We start from the raw sequence: 15,555 nt of genomic DNA on the forward strand, positions 1-15,555 counted from the left end.
GCCCGGCGCGTCAGGGCTGCGGGTCCCGGGCGTCGTAGCGGGCGAAGGCGGGGCGGCCCAGGCCGAGCAGCGTCACCACGACGACGCAGGCCAGGCCGCCGCCGACCACGGCCACGGCCGGGGTGGCGAGGTCGGCGGCTGAGCCGGCGAGGAAGTCGCCGAGCCGCGGGCCGCCCGCGACCACGACGATGAAGACGCCCTGGAGCCGGCCGCGCATCTGATCGGGGGTGGCGGCCTGCAGCATCGTGGAGCGGAAGACCATCGAGACGGTGTCGGCGCAGCCCGCGATCGCGAGGAAGACCAGGCCGAGCCAGAGGTTGCGGGTGAGGCCGAAGACGGCGACGGCGGCGCCCCAGGCGGCCACGGAGAGCAGGATCGCCAGGCCGTGCCGCCGGATCACACCGAGCCAGCCGGAGAACAGCCCGCCCAGGACGGCGCCGACGGCGGGCGCGGCGACCAGCAGCCCGACGGTCTTGGCGTCGCCGCCGAACCAGAGCGCGGCGACGGCCGGGAAGAGGGCGCGCGGCTGGGCCAGCACCATCGCTGCCATGTCGGCGAAGAAGGTCATCCGCAGGTTGGGGCGGGTGGCCAGGAACCGCAGGCCGTCCAGGACGGAGGCCCGCTTCGGCCGGGTGCCGTCCGGGCCCGCCTCGTGGTCCGGGCGCATCGAAGGCAGCCGCCACATGGCGTACAGGGAGGCGGTGAAGGCGACGACGTCGATGAGGTACGCGGCCTGGTAGCCCCACCAGCCGACGATGAGACCGCCCAGCATCGGGCCGCCCATCAGGCCGAGGTTGCTGGTGAGGGAGTTCAGCGCGTTGGCGGCCGGCAGCTGTTCGGTGGGCAGCAGGCGGGGGATCATCGACGCACGGGCCGGCGAGTTCATCGCGAAACAGACGGCCTGGAGGGCGACGACGGCGTAGAGCAGCCAGACCTGCCGGACGTGGAAGAGGGCGGCGCCGGCCAGCACGACGGACATCGTGGTGGCGCCGAGGGCGCTGAACAGCCCCAGTGTGCGGCGGTCGACGGTGTCGGCGATGGCGCCGCCGTACAGGCCGAAGACGACCAGCGGGACGAGCGAGCAGAGGCCGACCAGCCCGACGGAGAACGTCGAGTGCGTGATGTCGTAGACCTGGAGCGAGACCGCGAGCGCGGTCATCTGCTGCCCCACCCAGGAGACGGTGTTCCCGGTCCACAGGCGGCGGTAGTGGACGGAGGTGCGCAGCGGGGTGAGGTCGGCGAATATGCGCGAGCGCAGGCCGGTGGGAGCGGTCTCAGTGGGCACGCGGCAGTAAAGCACGCGGAGCGCGGCATGTATGTGGCGGGGGCCACCTTCACGCCTTACAGGCTGTAGACGGCAGCCATTCGTCCGTACCACTGCCCGGCCCGGGGCCCTGGCGTCACGGGCACAGGAACTCGCACCACACGCTCTTGCCGTTGCCCCGTGGCGTCACGCCCCAGACGTCCGCCAGCCGGTCGACCAGCAGCAGGCCGCGCCCGTGCACCCGGCTGTCGGCCGGCTCCTCGCGGTGCGGCAGCACGCTGGAGCGGTCGGCGACCTCCAGCCGGAGCCGCCGCTCCCCGTTCCTGGGCAGCACGAGCGAGACCAGGGCGGCCCCGTCGGTGTGCAGCAGCGCGTTGGTGATCAGCTCGTCGGCGACCAGCTCGATCTCCTCGGCACGCGCGTGCGCGCCCCAGCCGCGGACCGCGTCCCGGATCATGTGCCGGGCCTCGGCGAGCGCGTCGGCATCCCCGGGGGCGACCTGCCGGCGGACCGTGCCGTGGTGGTCCGGCGGGGTCGTGCCGCTGCGGCGGAGCAGCAGCAGCGCCATGTCGTCCTCGCCGTCACCGCTGAGGGAGAGCGTGCACAGCAGGTCGGCGAGCTGCTGGACGTCCTGCGGCCCGGTACGCACCGCCCGGGCCAGCCGGGCCATCCCGTCGTCCAGGTCGGCGCCGGGCCGCTCGACCAGGCCGTCGGTGCACAGCACCAGCGTCTCGCCGGGCGCGAGGTGCACGGTGGTGACGGGGTAGTCCAGCTGCCCGAACTCGGCGGACAGGCCGAGCGGCAGCCCGCCGGGCACGGACAGCCGGCGGCAGATCCCCTCGGCGTGCCGGACCAGTGGGTCGACATGGCCGGCCCGGACGATCTGCAGCGCGCCGGTGGTCAGGTCGATGTCGGCGTAGGTGCAGGTGGCGAAGCGTTCGGGGTCCAGTTCGTGCAGGAAGGCGGAGGCGCGGGCCATGACGGTGGCGGGCGCGTGCCCCTCGGCGGCGTACGCGCGCAGCACGATGCGGAGCTGGCCCATGAGGGTGGCGGCCTGGGTGTCGTGCCCCTGAACGTCCCCGATGACGACGGCGACCCTGCCCCCTCCGGAGGGCGGGCCCCCGGGCAGCTGGATGACGTCGTACCAGTCGCCGCCGATGTCCTGGCCCAGCTGCGCCGTGCGGTACCGCACGGCGATGCGGGCGCCGCGGACGCCGGGGATGCGGCGCGGCAGCATGGCGCGCTGGAGCGCCTCGGCGAGGTCGTGCTCCTGGTCGAAGAGCATCGCGCGGGCCAGGCTCTGCGCGATGCTGCTGCCGAGCGCCACGAGGATGCTGCGTTCGTGCGTGCTGAACTCGCACTCCTCCCGGTAGAAGAGGCCGATGACGCCGATGGGGCGGGCCTGCGCGATCAGCGGGAGGTAGGCGGCCGAGCCGATGTTCAGGGGCTGAACGTGCGGCCAGAGCCGCGGGTAGCAGGAGGCGAATTCCGCGCGGGAGCGGACGAAGCGCGGCGTGAGGGTGCGCACGACCTCACTCATCGGGAACTCGTCCGCCACTCGGGTGAACCGGTGCTCCGGGACGAAGCTGCCGGCCTGCCCCTCGGAGACGAGCTGGATGCGGCCGGCCTCCACCAGCCCCAGGATCACGTTCTCCACGCCCAGCCGGCTCAGTCCCTGGTCGTCGCCGAGGACCGCGATGACGTCGCGGACGCTCCGTGCGTGCGCGAGGGCCGCGGTGGTGCGCTCCACGACGGAGGTGTGCCCGCGGCGCCGGTCGCCCGGGGTCACCGGGCTCGCGGTGCGGGAGAGCTCCAGCTCCTGGCGGGCGTCGCGGACGATGCCGACGATGCGGTGCGGCCGTCCGCTGTCGTCCCGGTAGATCGTGCCGTGGGTGTGGATCCAGCGCAGCGTGCCGTCGTGGCGCCGGACGCGGAAATAGGCGCCGTACGACTCGCTGCCGTCCTTGATGGCCTGCGCGACCAGGGAGTCCAGCCGGGCGGCCTCGGCGGGCGGGACCCGGCGGGCGAGCGAGGTGGGGCGGCCGTCGTACTCGTCGGCGCGCAGGTCGAAGATCCGCAGCGCGGCGGCGTCCATGTGCAGCCGGCCGCGCTCCAGGTCCCAGTCGAAGCCGCCCATCCCGTTCAGCGCCAGGATGCGGTCCGGCGGGGCGGGCCACTCCTCCGGCGGCGACACGGGAGGGGACTGCGCGCCCCGTTCGGCCATGTCGTCACTTTCCCACATTTCTACCCCTTACGGGATGTCTGCGGCCCCGGCATGACCCACCGGACACCGAATCTGACTTTCTCATCAGTCAGCCCTCAACACGCGCCTATTTCCCGGCCAGAACCTAGGGTTTTCTCGGGAATCGACGCATCAGGCGTTGCGGTGATCTCATCACGCTGCTACGGTCCCGGACCATGCAGGAAGACCCCGGCACCCGGCTCGCCGACGAGAACGGCGACCTCACGGACCGCGTCAAAAAGGTGATCGACGGCATCGGCTGCAGCCACCGTGAGTTCGCCCGGCGCATCGTGATGGACCCCTCGAAGCTCTCCCGGTCCCTCGGTGGGACCCGCCGCTTCACCATCGCCGAGATCGTCCGCATCGCCGAGATCGGCGGCGTGGACACGGGCTGGCTGCTGGGCTCCCGGGCCGGGACGCCCGCGCCGCCGGAGGACGGGGCGGCACCCGCCCTCCCCGAAGGCGGCCGGCCGCTGCAGATCGTCCGCGAGACGGTGCGCCTGATCGCCGAGCACGGCTTCCATTCCGTACGCGTCGCCGACATCGCGGCGGCCTGCGGGACGAGCACCGCCGCGATCCACTACCACTTCCCCGGCCGGGACGACCTCCTGGAGGCCGCCGTCCGCTGGTGCATGGACGAGGACACCGCGCGCCGCGCGCAGGGCCTGGCCGGAGCCGCCGACGCCCGCGAGGAGATGCTGCACCTCATCGCGCTGCAGACCCCGCGCACGGAACAGCAGCGCCGGCAGTGGCTGGTCTGGCTGGACATGTGGGCCCAGGCGGCCCGCTCCACCGAGGTCGGGCGGCTGCACGACCACTACTACCGGCAGTGGCGGACCACCGTCGCCGACGTCGTGCGGCGCGGCGTCGAGCAGGGCGTCTTCCGCCCCGTCGACGTGGAGTTCACCGCGCTGCGGCTGACCGCGCTGATCGACGGCCTGGCCACCCAGGTACTGGCCACAGCGCCCGGCAGCACCACCCCCGACCAGATGCACGCCGCACTGACCGCCTTCGTGGACGACGAACTGACCGCCTCGTAAGGCACCCCGGACGACCGTCCGCCCACGATCGTGCGCGGGCAGGCGTGGCCGACGCCTGCCCGCGCACCCCCTCTCCTTCCCTGCCGTCACACCTGACGGTTCGTCATACACCCACCCGCAGAAGGGACTCCCGTCATGAACGACGAGGTCATCATCACCTGTGCGCTGACCGGCGCGGGCGACACCGTACGCCGCTCCCCGCACGTCCCCGTGACGCCGGAGCAGATCGCCACGTCCGCCGTGCAGGCGGCCGAAGCGGGCGCCGCCGTGGTGCACATCCACGTCCGCGACCCCGAGACCGGCGACCCCTCGCGCGACCCGAAGCTGTACGCCGAGGTCGTCGAGCGCATCAAGGAGACCGGCACCGACGTCGTCATCAACCTGACCGCCGGCATGGGCGGCGACCTGGTGCTCGACCCCGACCAGCCGCTGGAGAAGGGCGCCCGGCCCGGCACCGACCTGGTCGGCGGCCTGGACCGGCTCCCCCACGTCGAGGATCTGCTCCCCGACATCTGCACCCTGGACTGCGGCTCGCTGAACTTCGGCGACAACCTCTACATCTCCACCCCCGAGATGCTCCGCAAGGGCGCCAAGCGCATCCAGGAGCTGGGCGTCCGCCCCGAGCTGGAGATCTTCGACACCGGCCAGCTGTGGTTCGCCAAGCAGCTGCGCGCCGAGGGTCTGCTCGACGACCCGACCGTCTTCCAGCTGTGCATGGACATCCCGTGGGGCGCCCCGGCCGACCCGGGCGTGCTCCAGTCGATGGTCAACATGCTGCCGGAGAACGCGGAGTGGGCCAGCTTCGCGCTCGGCCGCATGCAGATGCCGTGGGTCGCCCAGTCCATCCTGCTCGGCGGCAACGTCCGCGTCGGCCTGGAGGACAACCTGTACCTCTCCAAGGGCGTGAAGGCCACCAACGCGCAGCTCGTCGAGCGCGCCGTGACCATCACCGAGTCCCTCGGCGCCAAGGTCGCCACCCCCGACCAGGCCCGCGCCCGCATGGGCCTGAAGCCCCGCGCCTGACTCCCGCTCGCCGTACGCCCGTTCCCACCCTCAGGAGACGCCTCCCCATGTCCTCCCCCGCTCCGCTCGCCCCCGAAGACGTAACCAAGGTCGCCTGCATAGGCGCCGGTGTGATCGGCGGCGGCTGGGTCGCCCACTTCCTCGCCCGCGGTTACGACGTGACCGCCTGGGACCCGGCCGACGACGCCGAGGAGAAGCTGCGCCGCCTGGTCTCCGCCGCCTGGCCCGCCCTTGAGCAGATGGGCCTCGCCGAGGGCGCCTCGCAGGACCGCCTCACCGTCGCGCCCACCCTCGCCGAGGCCGTCGCCGACGCCGACTTCGTGCAGGAGAGCGCCCCGGAGAAGCTGGAGCTGAAGCGCTCGCTGCTGGCCGAGCTGACCGACGCCACCCGCGACGGCGTGGTCATCGCCTCCTCCACCTCCGGCTACCCGATGTCGGACATGCACTCCGACGCCGCCGACAACGGCCGCCTCGTCGTCGGCCACCCCTTCAACCCGCCGTACCTGATCCCGCTCGTCGAGGTCGTCGGCGGCGAGAAGACCGACCGCGCCGCCGTGGAGTGGGCCTCCCGCTTCTACGACATCGCGGGCAAGTCCGTGATCACCATGGACCGCGAGCTGCCCGGCTTCATCGCCAACCGGCTCCAGGAGGCCCTGTGGCGCGAGGCGCTGCACATGGTCGCCAACGGCGAGGCCTCGGTGCAGGACATCGACGACTCGATCACCGAGGGCCCGGGCCTGCGCTGGGCGTTCATGGGCCCGCTGCTGACCTTCGCGCTGGCCGGCGGCGAGGGCGGCATGGGCCACATGCTCGACCACTTCGGCCCCTCCCTGAAGTCCCCGTGGACCCGCCTGGAGGCCCCCGAGCTGACCCGCGAGCTGCGGGACGCGATGGTCGACGGCTGTGAGAAGGAGGCGGGCGAGCGGACGTACGCGGACCTGGTGGCCGAGCGCGACCAGGGCGTCATCAACGTGCTGCGCGCCACCGGCCGGCTCGGCGGCGCCAAGTGACGGCGGCCGCCGGCGCGCTGCCGCTCTTCCGGCAGACCGTCAAGGACGAGTGGATCGACTACAACGGTCACCTCAGCGAGGCTTACTACGTCCTGGTCTTCGGCTTCGCCACCGATGCGCTGATGGCGGAGACGGGACTGGGTCCGGAGTACCGCGAGACGACCAACTGCTCGCTGTACACGGTCGAGGCGCACGTCCGGTACCTCCGCGAGGTCGACCGCAACGCCGAACTCGCCGTACGCACCACCGTGCTGGGCGCGGACGCCAAGAAGGCCCGCTTCCTGCACGAGATGTACGTCGCCGACGCGGCCGGCGAACCGGCCGGCGAACCGGTCGCCACGGAGGAACTCTTCGCCCTCCACGTCGACCGGGCCACCGGCCGCTCGGCACCGCTCCCCGACGCGGTACGCGACCGCCTCACGTCCCTGACCGCCCCGGCCCCGGAATGGGCGGGGCGGGGGATCCGGGAGGTCTGACAGCGGTGCGGGTCCGGCTGCCTCCGGGCCCGCACCGTCCGTGGGTGACATCCTGGAAAGGACCGTCCCTCGTCCGGGAGGACCACTGATGACCACAGGCCACCGCATCACTGTCGAGCGGAGCGACACCCATGTCCGCGTGGTGCGCGGCGGGGAAGTGATCGCCGACAGCACGCGGCCGCTGGTGCTGCGCGAGACCGGGTATCCGGATCGCTACTACCTGCCGCCGCAGGACGTCCGTACCGACCTCCTCGCCCCTTCCAAGACCACGACCCACTGCCCCTTCAAGGGCGACGCGTCCTACTGGTCCCTGCCGGGCGGACCCGAGGACGCCGTGTGGGCGTACCCGGAGCCCAAGGAGGCCGTGGCGGAGATCAAGGACCACTACTGCTTCTACGAGACCGAGGTCGTCGACGGCTGATGCGCACGGAGAGCCACGACGAAGGCGGCGACCCGGCCTGCTGGCTGGACCGGGTCTGCGACGCGTGCGGCCGGATCCGGGAGGACCCGGCCGCCGCGTGCCCCCACTGCGCGGTGGAGGCGGCGGACGGCGGCGCCCGGAACGGCGCGGCGAGCGCCGCACGCGACGCGGCCCCGCGCGGCGCCGGTGCGCCCCGGCGCCGGGACCGGGACGACGAGGGCCGGGCGCGCAACGCCCGGCCGCGGGACGGCCTGGGCCGCCCGCTGCCGTACGGCTCCCCCGGCGTCGCCCGGCAGCCGGAGGGCGTCGTACGGGAGCCGGCGGAGTCGCTGGCGGAGGCGCAGCGGTTGCTTGACGACGGGATGCCGTTCCACGCCCACGAGGTGCTGGAGGACGCCTGGAAGTCCGGGCCGCCGGAGGAGCGCGAGCTGTGGCGCGGCCTCGCGCAACTGGCCGTCGGGCTCACCCACGCGGCCCGCGGCAACGTCACGGGCGCCGGCTCGCTGCTGACCCGCGGTGCCGCCGCCCTCGGCCCGTACGCGGACTCGGCGCCGTACGGCATCGACGTCGCCGGGCTCGTCCGCTGGGCGGGTGACCTGGCCGGATCGCTGCGGGGCCCGGTACCGGCCGCCGCTCACGCGCCCCGGCTGCGCGCCGCGGCGGAACACTGAAGCCCGGGAGCCGCACCGGCTCCCGGGCCCGGGGACAGCGCCTCAGCCCGCCTTGAAGCCCCAGTTCAGGAGGGCGGCGGCCTCCTTGTAGACCGCGTTCTTCTTGTTCTTGGGGTCGAGGACGGTGACGACGAGGGTGCGTCCGTTGCGTTTCGCGGCGGCGATGAGGGTGTTGCCCGCCTTGCTGGTGTAGCCGTTCTTCACACCGATGATGCCGGGGTAGCGGTTCACGCCGCCCGTGCCGGACAGCATCCGGTTGGTGTTCACTATGGCGCGCGCCCCCTTGGAGCCGCCGGGGAAGGTGGCCCGTACGGTGCCGCAGTACCGCGCGAAGTCGGCATTCTGCAGGCCCTTGCGGGCGAAGAGGGTGAGATCGCTCGCCGAGGAGACCTGCCCGGCCGCGTCGTAGCCGTCCGGTGTCTTCACGGTCGTGTCGTCGGCGCCGAGCGTGCGGGCCTTGGCCTGCATCTCCTTGGCGGTGGCCTGCCAGCCGCCGTTCATGCTCGCCAGGACGTGCACCGCGTCGTTGCCGGAGCGGAGGAAGACGCCCCGCCACAGGTCGGCGACCGTGTAGCGCTGCCCCTTCTTGATGCCGACGAGGCTGCTGCCCTCGCCCACGCCCTTGAGGTCGGCGGCGGTGACCGTGCGGACCATGTCGGCGGGGAACTTCGGCAGGACGGTGAGCGCGAAGAGCGTCTTCAGGGTGCTGGCCGGGGCCAGTTGGCGATGCGGCTGTTTCGAGCCCACCACCTGGCCGGTCGTGGCATCGGTGACCGTCCAGGCCTTGGCGCTGATGCCGGCCGGGGCCGCCGCCGCGGGCCCCCGGGGCATGAAGGACGGCAGGAAGGCCCCGGGCCGGACGGGTTCGGGCCAGGCCGCCGTGTGGGGCGCGGAACTGTCGGGGAGTGCCCTGCCCTGTGTCGTGGGCGCGGCATGCGCGGGGGCAGGCAGTGCGAGGAGGGCGCCCGCCACGGCTATGGCCGTCAGGGTGCCCGTGGTCCTGGTCGAAGCGGTGTCGGTTCCCATGGAACCACGCTAGGGACACAAGCGGTCACGCGCAGTACCTGATGCGCCAGACGGCTCACGTGTCGCAGCGGAAGGCCCGCCCGGTGCGACGGGGGATGCACACCGGGCGGGCTCAGAACCTTTCTACCGCATGCCGGAACGGTTATGCAGGAAAAGCCTGTTCGAGTCGCTGTTACCAGGCGACGGGGAGCGAGATCAAGCCACGCGCTCGGATGGACCTGCGCCACCGCAACTCCGCCCGGGGAACGGTCAGGCGAAGGCCGGGGAAACGCTGAATCACGGCGTTGAGGGCCGTCTGCGTCTCCATTCTGGCGAGCGGAGCGCCGAGGCAGTAGTGGATGCCGTGACCGAGCGCGAGATGGCCGAAAATATCGCGGTGCGGATCGAGTGTCGCGGGCTCGGGGAACCGTTCCGGGTCACGGTTGGCGGACGCCAGCGAGAGCAGCACACTCTCCCCCGCCGGGATCCGCACGCCACCGATCTCCACGTCCTCGACCGGGAAGCGGCGGATGGCCAGCGGCGCCGGGCCGTCGTACCGCGCGAACTCCTCCACGGCGCCGGGCATCAGCCCGGGATCGGCACGCAACTCCGCCAGCACGTCCGGGTGGTCGAGCAGCCCGAGTACGGCGTTGCCGATGAGATGGACGGTGTTCTCGTAGCCCGCGAAGAGGATCAGGAACGCGAGCGAGGTCAGCTCGTCCTCGCTGAGCCGGTCCCCCGCCACCCCGCCGGCTCCGCTCTCGTCGTCCGGCTCGTCCCGCACGGCGATCAGGTCGGAGAGCAGGTCGTCACCCGGCTCGGCGCGCTTGGTGGCGATCAGCCCGGTGAAGAAGCGCAGCATGGCACCGATCGCCTCCTTCATCGCCTCGGGCCGGGACGGGTCGGGCGTGATGAGCGCGTCGGTCCAGGAGCGGAAGTCGTGCCGGTCGGTCTCCGGCACCCCCAGCAGGTCGCAGATGACGATGATCGGCAGCGGGCCCGCGAAGTCGGCGATCAGGTCGGCGGTGCCCTTGGCCTCGACGGCGTCCAGCAGGTCCTGCGCGACCTTCGCCACGGGAGCGCGCAGCTTCTCGACGCGGCCGGGCGTGAACGCCTTGACCACCAGGCGGCGGACGCGGGTGTGGTCCGGCGGGTCCATGTTCAGCAGGTTGGCGTCCAGGGCCGGCGGCAGGGAGAAACCCCGGTAACCGTTCGAGCTGTTGCGCTTGTCCAGTGCGAGCCGGGGGTCGGCCAGACCGCTGCGGACGTCGGCGTAGCGGGTGACGAGCCAGGCGGGCTGCCCGTCGGGGCCGGTGATCCGGTGCACCGGGCCGGCCTCCCGCAGCCCCTCGTACGCCGCGTACGGGTCGTCCAGCAGCATCGTCGGGTCGAGGGGGTCCGGACGGTCGGATGTGGGGGTCTTCTGCATGGATCCCGACCTTATGGGGTGCCGGCCGGCCGCCCCCACCCGGGGCGGGGCCCGTCTCCGGCCGCGGACAAGGGCACAGGGCGGCTCCGGGGCCGAAACCCCGTGCCGCCCTGTGCCGTAGGCGGTTCGGACCCCCGTACCGAGCCACCTTGTCTGTGGTGCGCCGTTGCGGCGCTATGCCCCCCGTTCCTGCACGGTGCTGCGTTGTTGCAGTTCGGCCAGGACCGTCTCGGCCAGGGACGAGCGGTAGACGTCCGCGACCAGTGCCAGGTGTTCGTACTCCGCCGCCGGCGCCATGTCGGTGGTGACCACGACGGATTCGGCGTACGGCTCCGGGAGCCGGCCGGCCCGCCGGTTGTCCAGGCCCCGGCGCAGCGCCACCGCCTCGGCCACCGCGGCCAGTTGCGACGCCTCGATGCCCACCGCGCGGGCCCGCTCGGTGGCGAAGTCGACGGCGTCTGCCTCGACGTATCGGCGGATGCCGCGCTGTACGTCGCGGATCTCCGCCATCTGGCGGTTGGCCCGCCACTCCAGGTCGGCGAAGGGCCAGCCGCCCGGCCGCGAGCCCTCCATCGTCACCTCCGGGGCGTGCGCGGTGGCCTCGCGCCACAGGGGCGAGAGGCGGCGCAGCCGGCGCCAGGCGGACGCGCGGGGACCGGCGGCGGGCAGCGCGAACCCGATGAGGACGAGGATCGCGGCGACCGAAGCGCTCAGCGGGGCCACGCCGTTGGAGAGCCACAGCGCCGGGCTGCCGGCCCAGGAGAGCGCGAAGCCGATGAGCTTGCAGGCGCAGTACAGCAGGCCCAGCCAGCAGCCGGCGGCCAGCACGCGCAGGCCGCGGGCCAGCCAGGACGGGCCGACCTTGGCGGCGTAGCGCGGGCAGAGGGTGCCGAGCCCGGCCAGGCTGGCGCCGAAGATGGCCAGGTACAGCATCAGGAAGACCATGACGCCGGGCGCGTCGGTGTACGCGGTGCTGAAGTCCCGCGGGTGCTCCACGGCGTCCGGGCGGCCGACGGCGAAGCCGGTGACGGCCACCGCCCACGCCACCACGACGAGCCCGAGGACCGTACGGGTGCGGGTGCGGGCCCGGTCGCGGGCCGCCTCGTCCTCGCCGCCGGTCCAGCGCAGCAGCAGCACCAGGGCGCCGGCCGCGAAGACCACGACGGAGGAGTACAGGAAGACCATGGCGAGGTTGGCGACGCCGGTGAACCGGTCGAAGGCGCGGTACAGGCTCGGCGCCGAGAACAGGAACACCGTGGCGACGCCCGCCGTCATCAGGGACGTCAGGCCCAGGTCGGCGTTGGCGCGGTCGCGCAGCCAGGCGCGGAACTTGTAGCCCGCGAGCCCCCAGGCGACGGCCGCGAAGCAGAGATAGACCACGTCAAACACGCGGCGGCCCTCCGTCCTCGGAGCCGGTCCCCCGGTCCTCCGGACCGCTGTCCCGGGCGCCGTCCAGCTCCCGGCGGATGTGCTTGAGCGCGGGGCCCAGCGCGGCGGCGATCTCGGCCGCGTCACCGCTGAGCGGCGGGTCGTCCTTGGCGGTGGCGGGCACCAGGTGCGCCATGAGGAGCGTGCCGAGGACCTCGGTCTCGCGCTCGGTGGCGTCGTCGTAGCAGTGGTGGCGCGCGAAGCGGGCGGTCAGGCCCATCCGCCGGGCGGCCGTGGCGACGTCCATGGTGGGCGTCCAGACCTTCAGCGCGTTCTCGGTGACGGTGGGGTCCTGCTCGTGGCCGAGGAGGAGGTGGCTCAGCTCGTGGAGGACGATGTGGGTCTGATGCCAGGGCGAGGTCTGCCGCTCGTAGAAGACCCACCAGCCGTCGTCGGTGCCCGCGGTCATGCCGGAGACCACGCCGCCCAGGCTCATCGGCGCGATGCGCACGGGGCGCCCCACGCGCCGCGCCACGACCTCGCACAGGCCGGTCAGGTCGGTCGCGGCGGGCAGCGCCAGCTCCTGGACGAGCTGCTTGCACCTCCGGCGTATGCGCCGTACCCGCATGGCCGTCCCGTCCTCGAATCCCGTCCGCCGCCATGCGGCGAAGAGCTGCTCGTCAGTGGCCGGCATGCGGTTCCTCACCGCTGGTCGCCGGCGGGTCCGGCGGCAGGTCCATCTGCTGCCGGAACTGGGAGATGATCGTGGTGAGGCTGTCCTGCACCTCGGGCGGCAGACCGACCGAGCGTAGCGCGATCGTCCGCACCCGCTGGTCGCGCATGGCCGCGAGGAAGCTCAGTTCCTCCTCCACCCGGTCGGCCTGCGGCTGGGAGAGGTCCCCGACCAGATAGCCGACCGGCACCGCGAAGAACTTGGCGAGGGCGCGCAGCACTTCGTGGCTGGGGTTGGTGCGCCTGCCCTTGCGGAGCATGGACAGGTACTGCTCGGAGAGCGTCACGTCCCCGTACTCGGTGCCCTCGCTGATCTCCTCGGCGACGTAGGCGTTGGTGTACGGCGCGCCGGGCGGATGCATGTGGGCGAAGAGGTGGTTCAGCCGCTCGGCGAGCGGGCTGTGCTCGCTCTTCGGCATACCCTCGCCCCCTCGCGCCATGTCCGTCCCCCATCCCTGTCTGCCCTGGTCCCAGCAGCGGCCGAACGACGCGCGCACCCAACGGACAGTTGAGTCGCGCGCTCTCCGCTGTGCTCATCCTTTCATGAGCGGAACGACACGCACCAGTCCACCTACGGACGGTCACCACATCCCGGCACAGGCGTGCATCAACTCGTGGTTGAGAAGGTTCCCCGGATACGGACGGTGTCGAGAAAACCGCCGACGGCCTGCGCGAACCCCGCGGGGTCGTCGGCGTGGAGCCAGTGCCCGCAGCCGGGGAACTCGGTGAGTGCGGTGTGCGGCCGGGCAGCGGCCATCCACTCCGCGGTGGCGCGCGTCAGCAGGAAGCTCTCGCCCGCCCTGAGCAGCAGGGCGGGCTGCCGGGAGGCGGCCCACCGGGCGGAGAAGTCGCCGGTGAAGGCGCGTTGCGAGGCCATCATGCCGTCCGTGTCGAAGAGCAGCCCCCAGCCGTCCTCGAACTCCGCCGCGCTGTCCAGGAAGTAGCCGGCGTCCGGGATGCCCCGCGCCTCGATGGCGGCGCGCAGGGCCGCGCGCGAGGGGGTGCGGCGCGGCCACCGCGACACGTCCAGGACGGGCCGGGTCTCGGGGGCGTGGTTGCGCACGGTCATGTCCGCCACGACGAGGGCCCGGACGAGCTCGGGGTGGCGTTCGGCGAGCAGGAAGGCGACGGCGCCGCCCATGGAGTGGCCGAGCACGGCCGCGGGGCCGGCGTCCAGGGCGCGCAGGAGGGCAGCCGCGTCCGCCACGTACGCGTCCGGGGTGTAGGGGCCGCCGTGGTCGGAGAGCCCGTGGCCGCGCTGGTCCGGGGCGAGGACGCGGTACCGGCCGGCCAGCGCGGCGGCCAGTGGCGCGAAGATTCGGCCGCGGCCGAAGTGGCCGTGCAGTGCGAGCAGGACGGGGCCAGGGCCGCCGGAGTCGAGGTAGGCGAAGCGGCGGCCGCGCAGGCGGACGAAGGACTCGGGGACGGGCGCGGCGGGCACGGCGGGGCCTCTCTCGTGGGCGTCGGACGTACGGACGTCCACGAGCATCCCAGCCGGCCCGCCGGCCGTCCTACCGCGCGGGCAGCGGCGCGGTGACGGTAGCCCCCGCCGCGGCGTCCGCCGCCGTCTCGTCGTGGTTCGGTCGGCGCAGGAGCAGCAGCATGCAGCCCATGGTCAGGGCGACCTGGAAGACCGCGTAGACGATGACCGTGGTGATCGAGCCGGTCCAGTTCAGCAGCGACTGGCCGATGATCGGCGTGGTGCCGCCCAGCAGCGTGCCGCACAGCTGGTAGCAGAGCGAGATGCCGGTGTACCGCAGGTGCGCGGGGAAGCGGCTGGCGAGCATGCCGGCCAGCGCCGCGTAGTACAGGCAGTGCGGGATGGTGGCGACCGCGACGCCGAACATCGCCAGGCCGTAGTTCTCGGTGCCGATGAGGAGGAACATCACCGGCATCAGGAACAGTTCGGGGATCAGCATCACGCAGACGGCCCGCGACCAGCTCTTCATCTTCGTGGCGAGGACCGCGCCGAAGGGCTGCACGATGATCTGGGTGATGTTGGCGACCAGGATGATCGTGAGGAAGGAGCTGCGGTCGAAGTCCAGGGCGCTGGTCGCCCAGGACAGCGCGAAGGTGGACTTGAAGTACGTGGCCGACAGGCCGATGGTGCAGGCGCCGATGCCCAGGACGATCAGCATCGGGTGGCTGCGCAGCACCTCGGTCAGCGGCAGCTTCGCGACCTCCTTCTTCTCGATCAGCTTGGCCATCGCCGGGGACTCGGCCACCTTCAGCCGGACGAAGAGGCCGACCATGACCAGCAGCGCGGAGGCGAGGAACGGCACCCGCCAGCCCCAGGAGACGAAGGCGTCGTCCGGCAGCCGGCTGATGGCCAGGAACGAGAGCGTGCTGAGGGTGTTGCCGACGGGCGAGCCCTGCTGCGCGAAGGCCCCGTACAGCACGGACTTGCCCTTGGGCGCGGACTCGGAGGCGATCAGGACGGAGCCGCCCCACTCGCCGCCCAGGCCGATGCCCTGGATCATGCGTATCGCCACGAGCAGGACCGGCGCCGCGACGCCGATGGAGGCATAGCCGGGCAGCAGCCCGATGGCCGTGGTGGACACGCCCATCATCAGCAGGGTGATGACGAGGGTCTTCTTGCGGCCGAGCCGGTCGCCGTAGTGCCCGAAGATGATGCCGCCGAGCGGCCGGGCGAGGAAGCCGACCCAGAAGGTCGCGAAGGCGACCAGCGTGCCGAGGGCGCCGTCCAGTTCGGGGAAGAAGACCTTGTCGAAGACGAGAGCGGAGGCGGTGCCGTAGATGTAGAAGTCGAACCACTCGATGGTGGAGCCGATGAAGGCGCCGATCCCGGCGCGGTTGGCGGCTCTGGTGCGGTCGCGTGCGGTGGGCGCGGTGGGCGCACTCATACGGACTCCC

At 72.7% G+C, this 15,555-nt stretch carries 15 protein-coding genes; 6 read left to right on the forward strand and 9 right to left on the reverse strand.

From position 1 onward, the window contains the following. Nucleotides 1–10: 10 nt before the first annotated feature. Entirely contained in the window at nt 11–1,285 is a 1,275-nt protein-coding gene (locus tag ACIGQF_RS30830) for an MFS transporter (RefSeq protein WP_362216085.1), read from the reverse strand. Between the two features lie 115 nt (nt 1,286–1,400). Next, nucleotides 1,401–3,488, reverse strand: coding sequence for a SpoIIE family protein phosphatase (locus ACIGQF_RS30835; RefSeq protein WP_399716968.1), 2,088 nt, complete (start codon nt 3,486–3,488; stop codon nt 1,401–1,403). A 194-nt stretch (nt 3,489–3,682) separates the two neighbouring features. Between ACIGQF_RS30835 and ACIGQF_RS30840 the strand changes: the two genes are divergently transcribed. From ACIGQF_RS30840 to ACIGQF_RS30865, 6 genes are all read left to right on the forward strand, one after another. Further along, a complete protein-coding gene (locus ACIGQF_RS30840; protein ID WP_399716971.1) occupies nt 3,683–4,546 on the forward strand; it encodes a TetR family transcriptional regulator C-terminal domain-containing protein in 864 nt (287 codons plus the stop codon). 135 nt (nt 4,547–4,681) lie between these two features. Beyond that, nucleotides 4,682–5,569: a 3-keto-5-aminohexanoate cleavage protein gene (locus tag ACIGQF_RS30845; protein ID WP_399716975.1), complete on the forward strand. Its 888-nt coding sequence runs from the start codon at nt 4,682–4,684 to the stop codon at nt 5,567–5,569. A gap of 47 nt (nt 5,570–5,616) precedes the next feature. Continuing rightward, a complete protein-coding gene (locus ACIGQF_RS30850) occupies nt 5,617–6,579 on the forward strand; it encodes a 3-hydroxyacyl-CoA dehydrogenase NAD-binding domain-containing protein (protein ID WP_399716978.1) in 963 nt (320 codons plus the stop codon). Next, the gene (locus ACIGQF_RS30855; RefSeq protein WP_399716980.1) at nt 6,576–7,055 is read left to right on the forward strand and encodes a thioesterase family protein; all 480 of its coding nucleotides are present in this window, start codon (nt 6,576–6,578) and stop codon (nt 7,053–7,055) included. The genes ACIGQF_RS30850 and ACIGQF_RS30855 overlap by 4 nt, the downstream gene beginning before the upstream one ends. A gap of 88 nt (nt 7,056–7,143) precedes the next feature. Continuing rightward, nucleotides 7,144–7,476 (forward strand): DUF427 domain-containing protein, encoded by a 333-nt coding sequence (locus tag ACIGQF_RS30860; RefSeq protein WP_399716983.1) that lies wholly within the window; start codon nt 7,144–7,146, stop codon nt 7,474–7,476. A 113-nt stretch (nt 7,477–7,589) separates the two neighbouring features. Beyond that, on the forward strand, nt 7,590–8,147 hold the full coding sequence (locus tag ACIGQF_RS30865; protein ID WP_399717174.1) for a DUF309 domain-containing protein: 558 nt from the start codon (nt 7,590–7,592) through the stop codon (nt 8,145–8,147). A gap of 42 nt (nt 8,148–8,189) precedes the next feature. On the opposite strand, the gene ACIGQF_RS30870 is transcribed toward ACIGQF_RS30865, so the two are convergent. From ACIGQF_RS30870 to ACIGQF_RS30900, 7 genes are all read right to left on the reverse strand, one after another. Further along, nucleotides 8,190–9,173 (reverse strand): D-alanyl-D-alanine carboxypeptidase family protein, encoded by a 984-nt coding sequence (locus tag ACIGQF_RS30870; RefSeq protein ID WP_399716986.1) that lies wholly within the window; start codon nt 9,171–9,173, stop codon nt 8,190–8,192. A 172-nt stretch (nt 9,174–9,345) separates the two neighbouring features. After that, nucleotides 9,346–10,581 carry a cytochrome P450 gene (locus ACIGQF_RS30875; RefSeq protein ID WP_399716989.1) on the reverse strand — a complete coding sequence of 412 codons (1,236 nt, stop codon included), beginning with the start codon at nt 10,579–10,581 and terminating at the stop codon, nt 9,346–9,348. A 174-nt stretch (nt 10,582–10,755) separates the two neighbouring features. Then, a complete protein-coding gene (locus ACIGQF_RS30880) occupies nt 10,756–11,970 on the reverse strand; it encodes an MAB_1171c family putative transporter (RefSeq protein ID WP_399716992.1) in 1,215 nt (404 codons plus the stop codon). Further along, complete coding sequence (locus tag ACIGQF_RS30885; RefSeq protein ID WP_399716995.1) at nt 11,963–12,643, reverse strand: hypothetical protein; 681 nt, start codon at nt 12,641–12,643, stop codon at nt 11,963–11,965. The genes ACIGQF_RS30880 and ACIGQF_RS30885 overlap by 8 nt, the downstream gene beginning before the upstream one ends. Beyond that, nucleotides 12,630–13,100 (reverse strand): helix-turn-helix domain-containing protein, encoded by a 471-nt coding sequence (locus ACIGQF_RS30890; protein WP_399716997.1) that lies wholly within the window; start codon nt 13,098–13,100, stop codon nt 12,630–12,632. The genes ACIGQF_RS30885 and ACIGQF_RS30890 overlap by 14 nt, the downstream gene beginning before the upstream one ends. 188 nt (nt 13,101–13,288) lie before the next feature. Next, entirely contained in the window at nt 13,289–14,164 is an 876-nt protein-coding gene (locus ACIGQF_RS30895; RefSeq protein ID WP_399716999.1) for an alpha/beta fold hydrolase, read from the reverse strand. A gap of 28 nt (nt 14,165–14,192) precedes the next feature. After that, nucleotides 14,193–15,545, reverse strand: coding sequence for an MFS transporter (locus ACIGQF_RS30900; RefSeq protein ID WP_399717001.1), 1,353 nt, complete (start codon nt 15,543–15,545; stop codon nt 14,193–14,195). Between the last annotated feature and the right edge of the window lie 10 nt (nt 15,546–15,555).

The organism is Streptomyces sp. NPDC053560, from assembly GCF_044544605.1.
Lineage (GTDB): Bacteria > Actinomycetota > Actinomycetes > Streptomycetales > Streptomycetaceae > Streptomyces.

Coding starts and splice junctions, on each gene's coding strand:
- ACIGQF_RS30850 (WP_399716978.1), top strand. CDS start 5,617: ATGTCCTCCCCCGCTCCGCTCGCCCCCGAAGACGTAACCAAGGTCGCC.
- ACIGQF_RS30890 (WP_399716997.1), bottom strand. CDS start 13,100: ATGCCGAAGAGCGAGCACAGCCCGCTCGCCGAGCGGCTGAACCACCTC.
- ACIGQF_RS30900 (WP_399717001.1), bottom strand. CDS start 15,545: ATGAGTGCGCCCACCGCGCCCACCGCACGCGACCGCACCAGAGCCGCC.
- ACIGQF_RS30835 (WP_399716968.1), bottom strand. CDS start 3,488: ATGGCCGAACGGGGCGCGCAGTCCCCTCCCGTGTCGCCGCCGGAGGAG.
- ACIGQF_RS30870 (WP_399716986.1), bottom strand. CDS start 9,173: ATGGGAACCGACACCGCTTCGACCAGGACCACGGGCACCCTGACGGCC.
- ACIGQF_RS30860 (WP_399716983.1), top strand. CDS start 7,144: ATGACCACAGGCCACCGCATCACTGTCGAGCGGAGCGACACCCATGTC.
- ACIGQF_RS30885 (WP_399716995.1), bottom strand. CDS start 12,643: ATGCCGGCCACTGACGAGCAGCTCTTCGCCGCATGGCGGCGGACGGGA.
- ACIGQF_RS30875 (WP_399716989.1), bottom strand. CDS start 10,581: ATGCAGAAGACCCCCACATCCGACCGTCCGGACCCCCTCGACCCGACG.
- ACIGQF_RS30840 (WP_399716971.1), top strand. CDS start 3,683: ATGCAGGAAGACCCCGGCACCCGGCTCGCCGACGAGAACGGCGACCTC.
- ACIGQF_RS30845 (WP_399716975.1), top strand. CDS start 4,682: ATGAACGACGAGGTCATCATCACCTGTGCGCTGACCGGCGCGGGCGAC.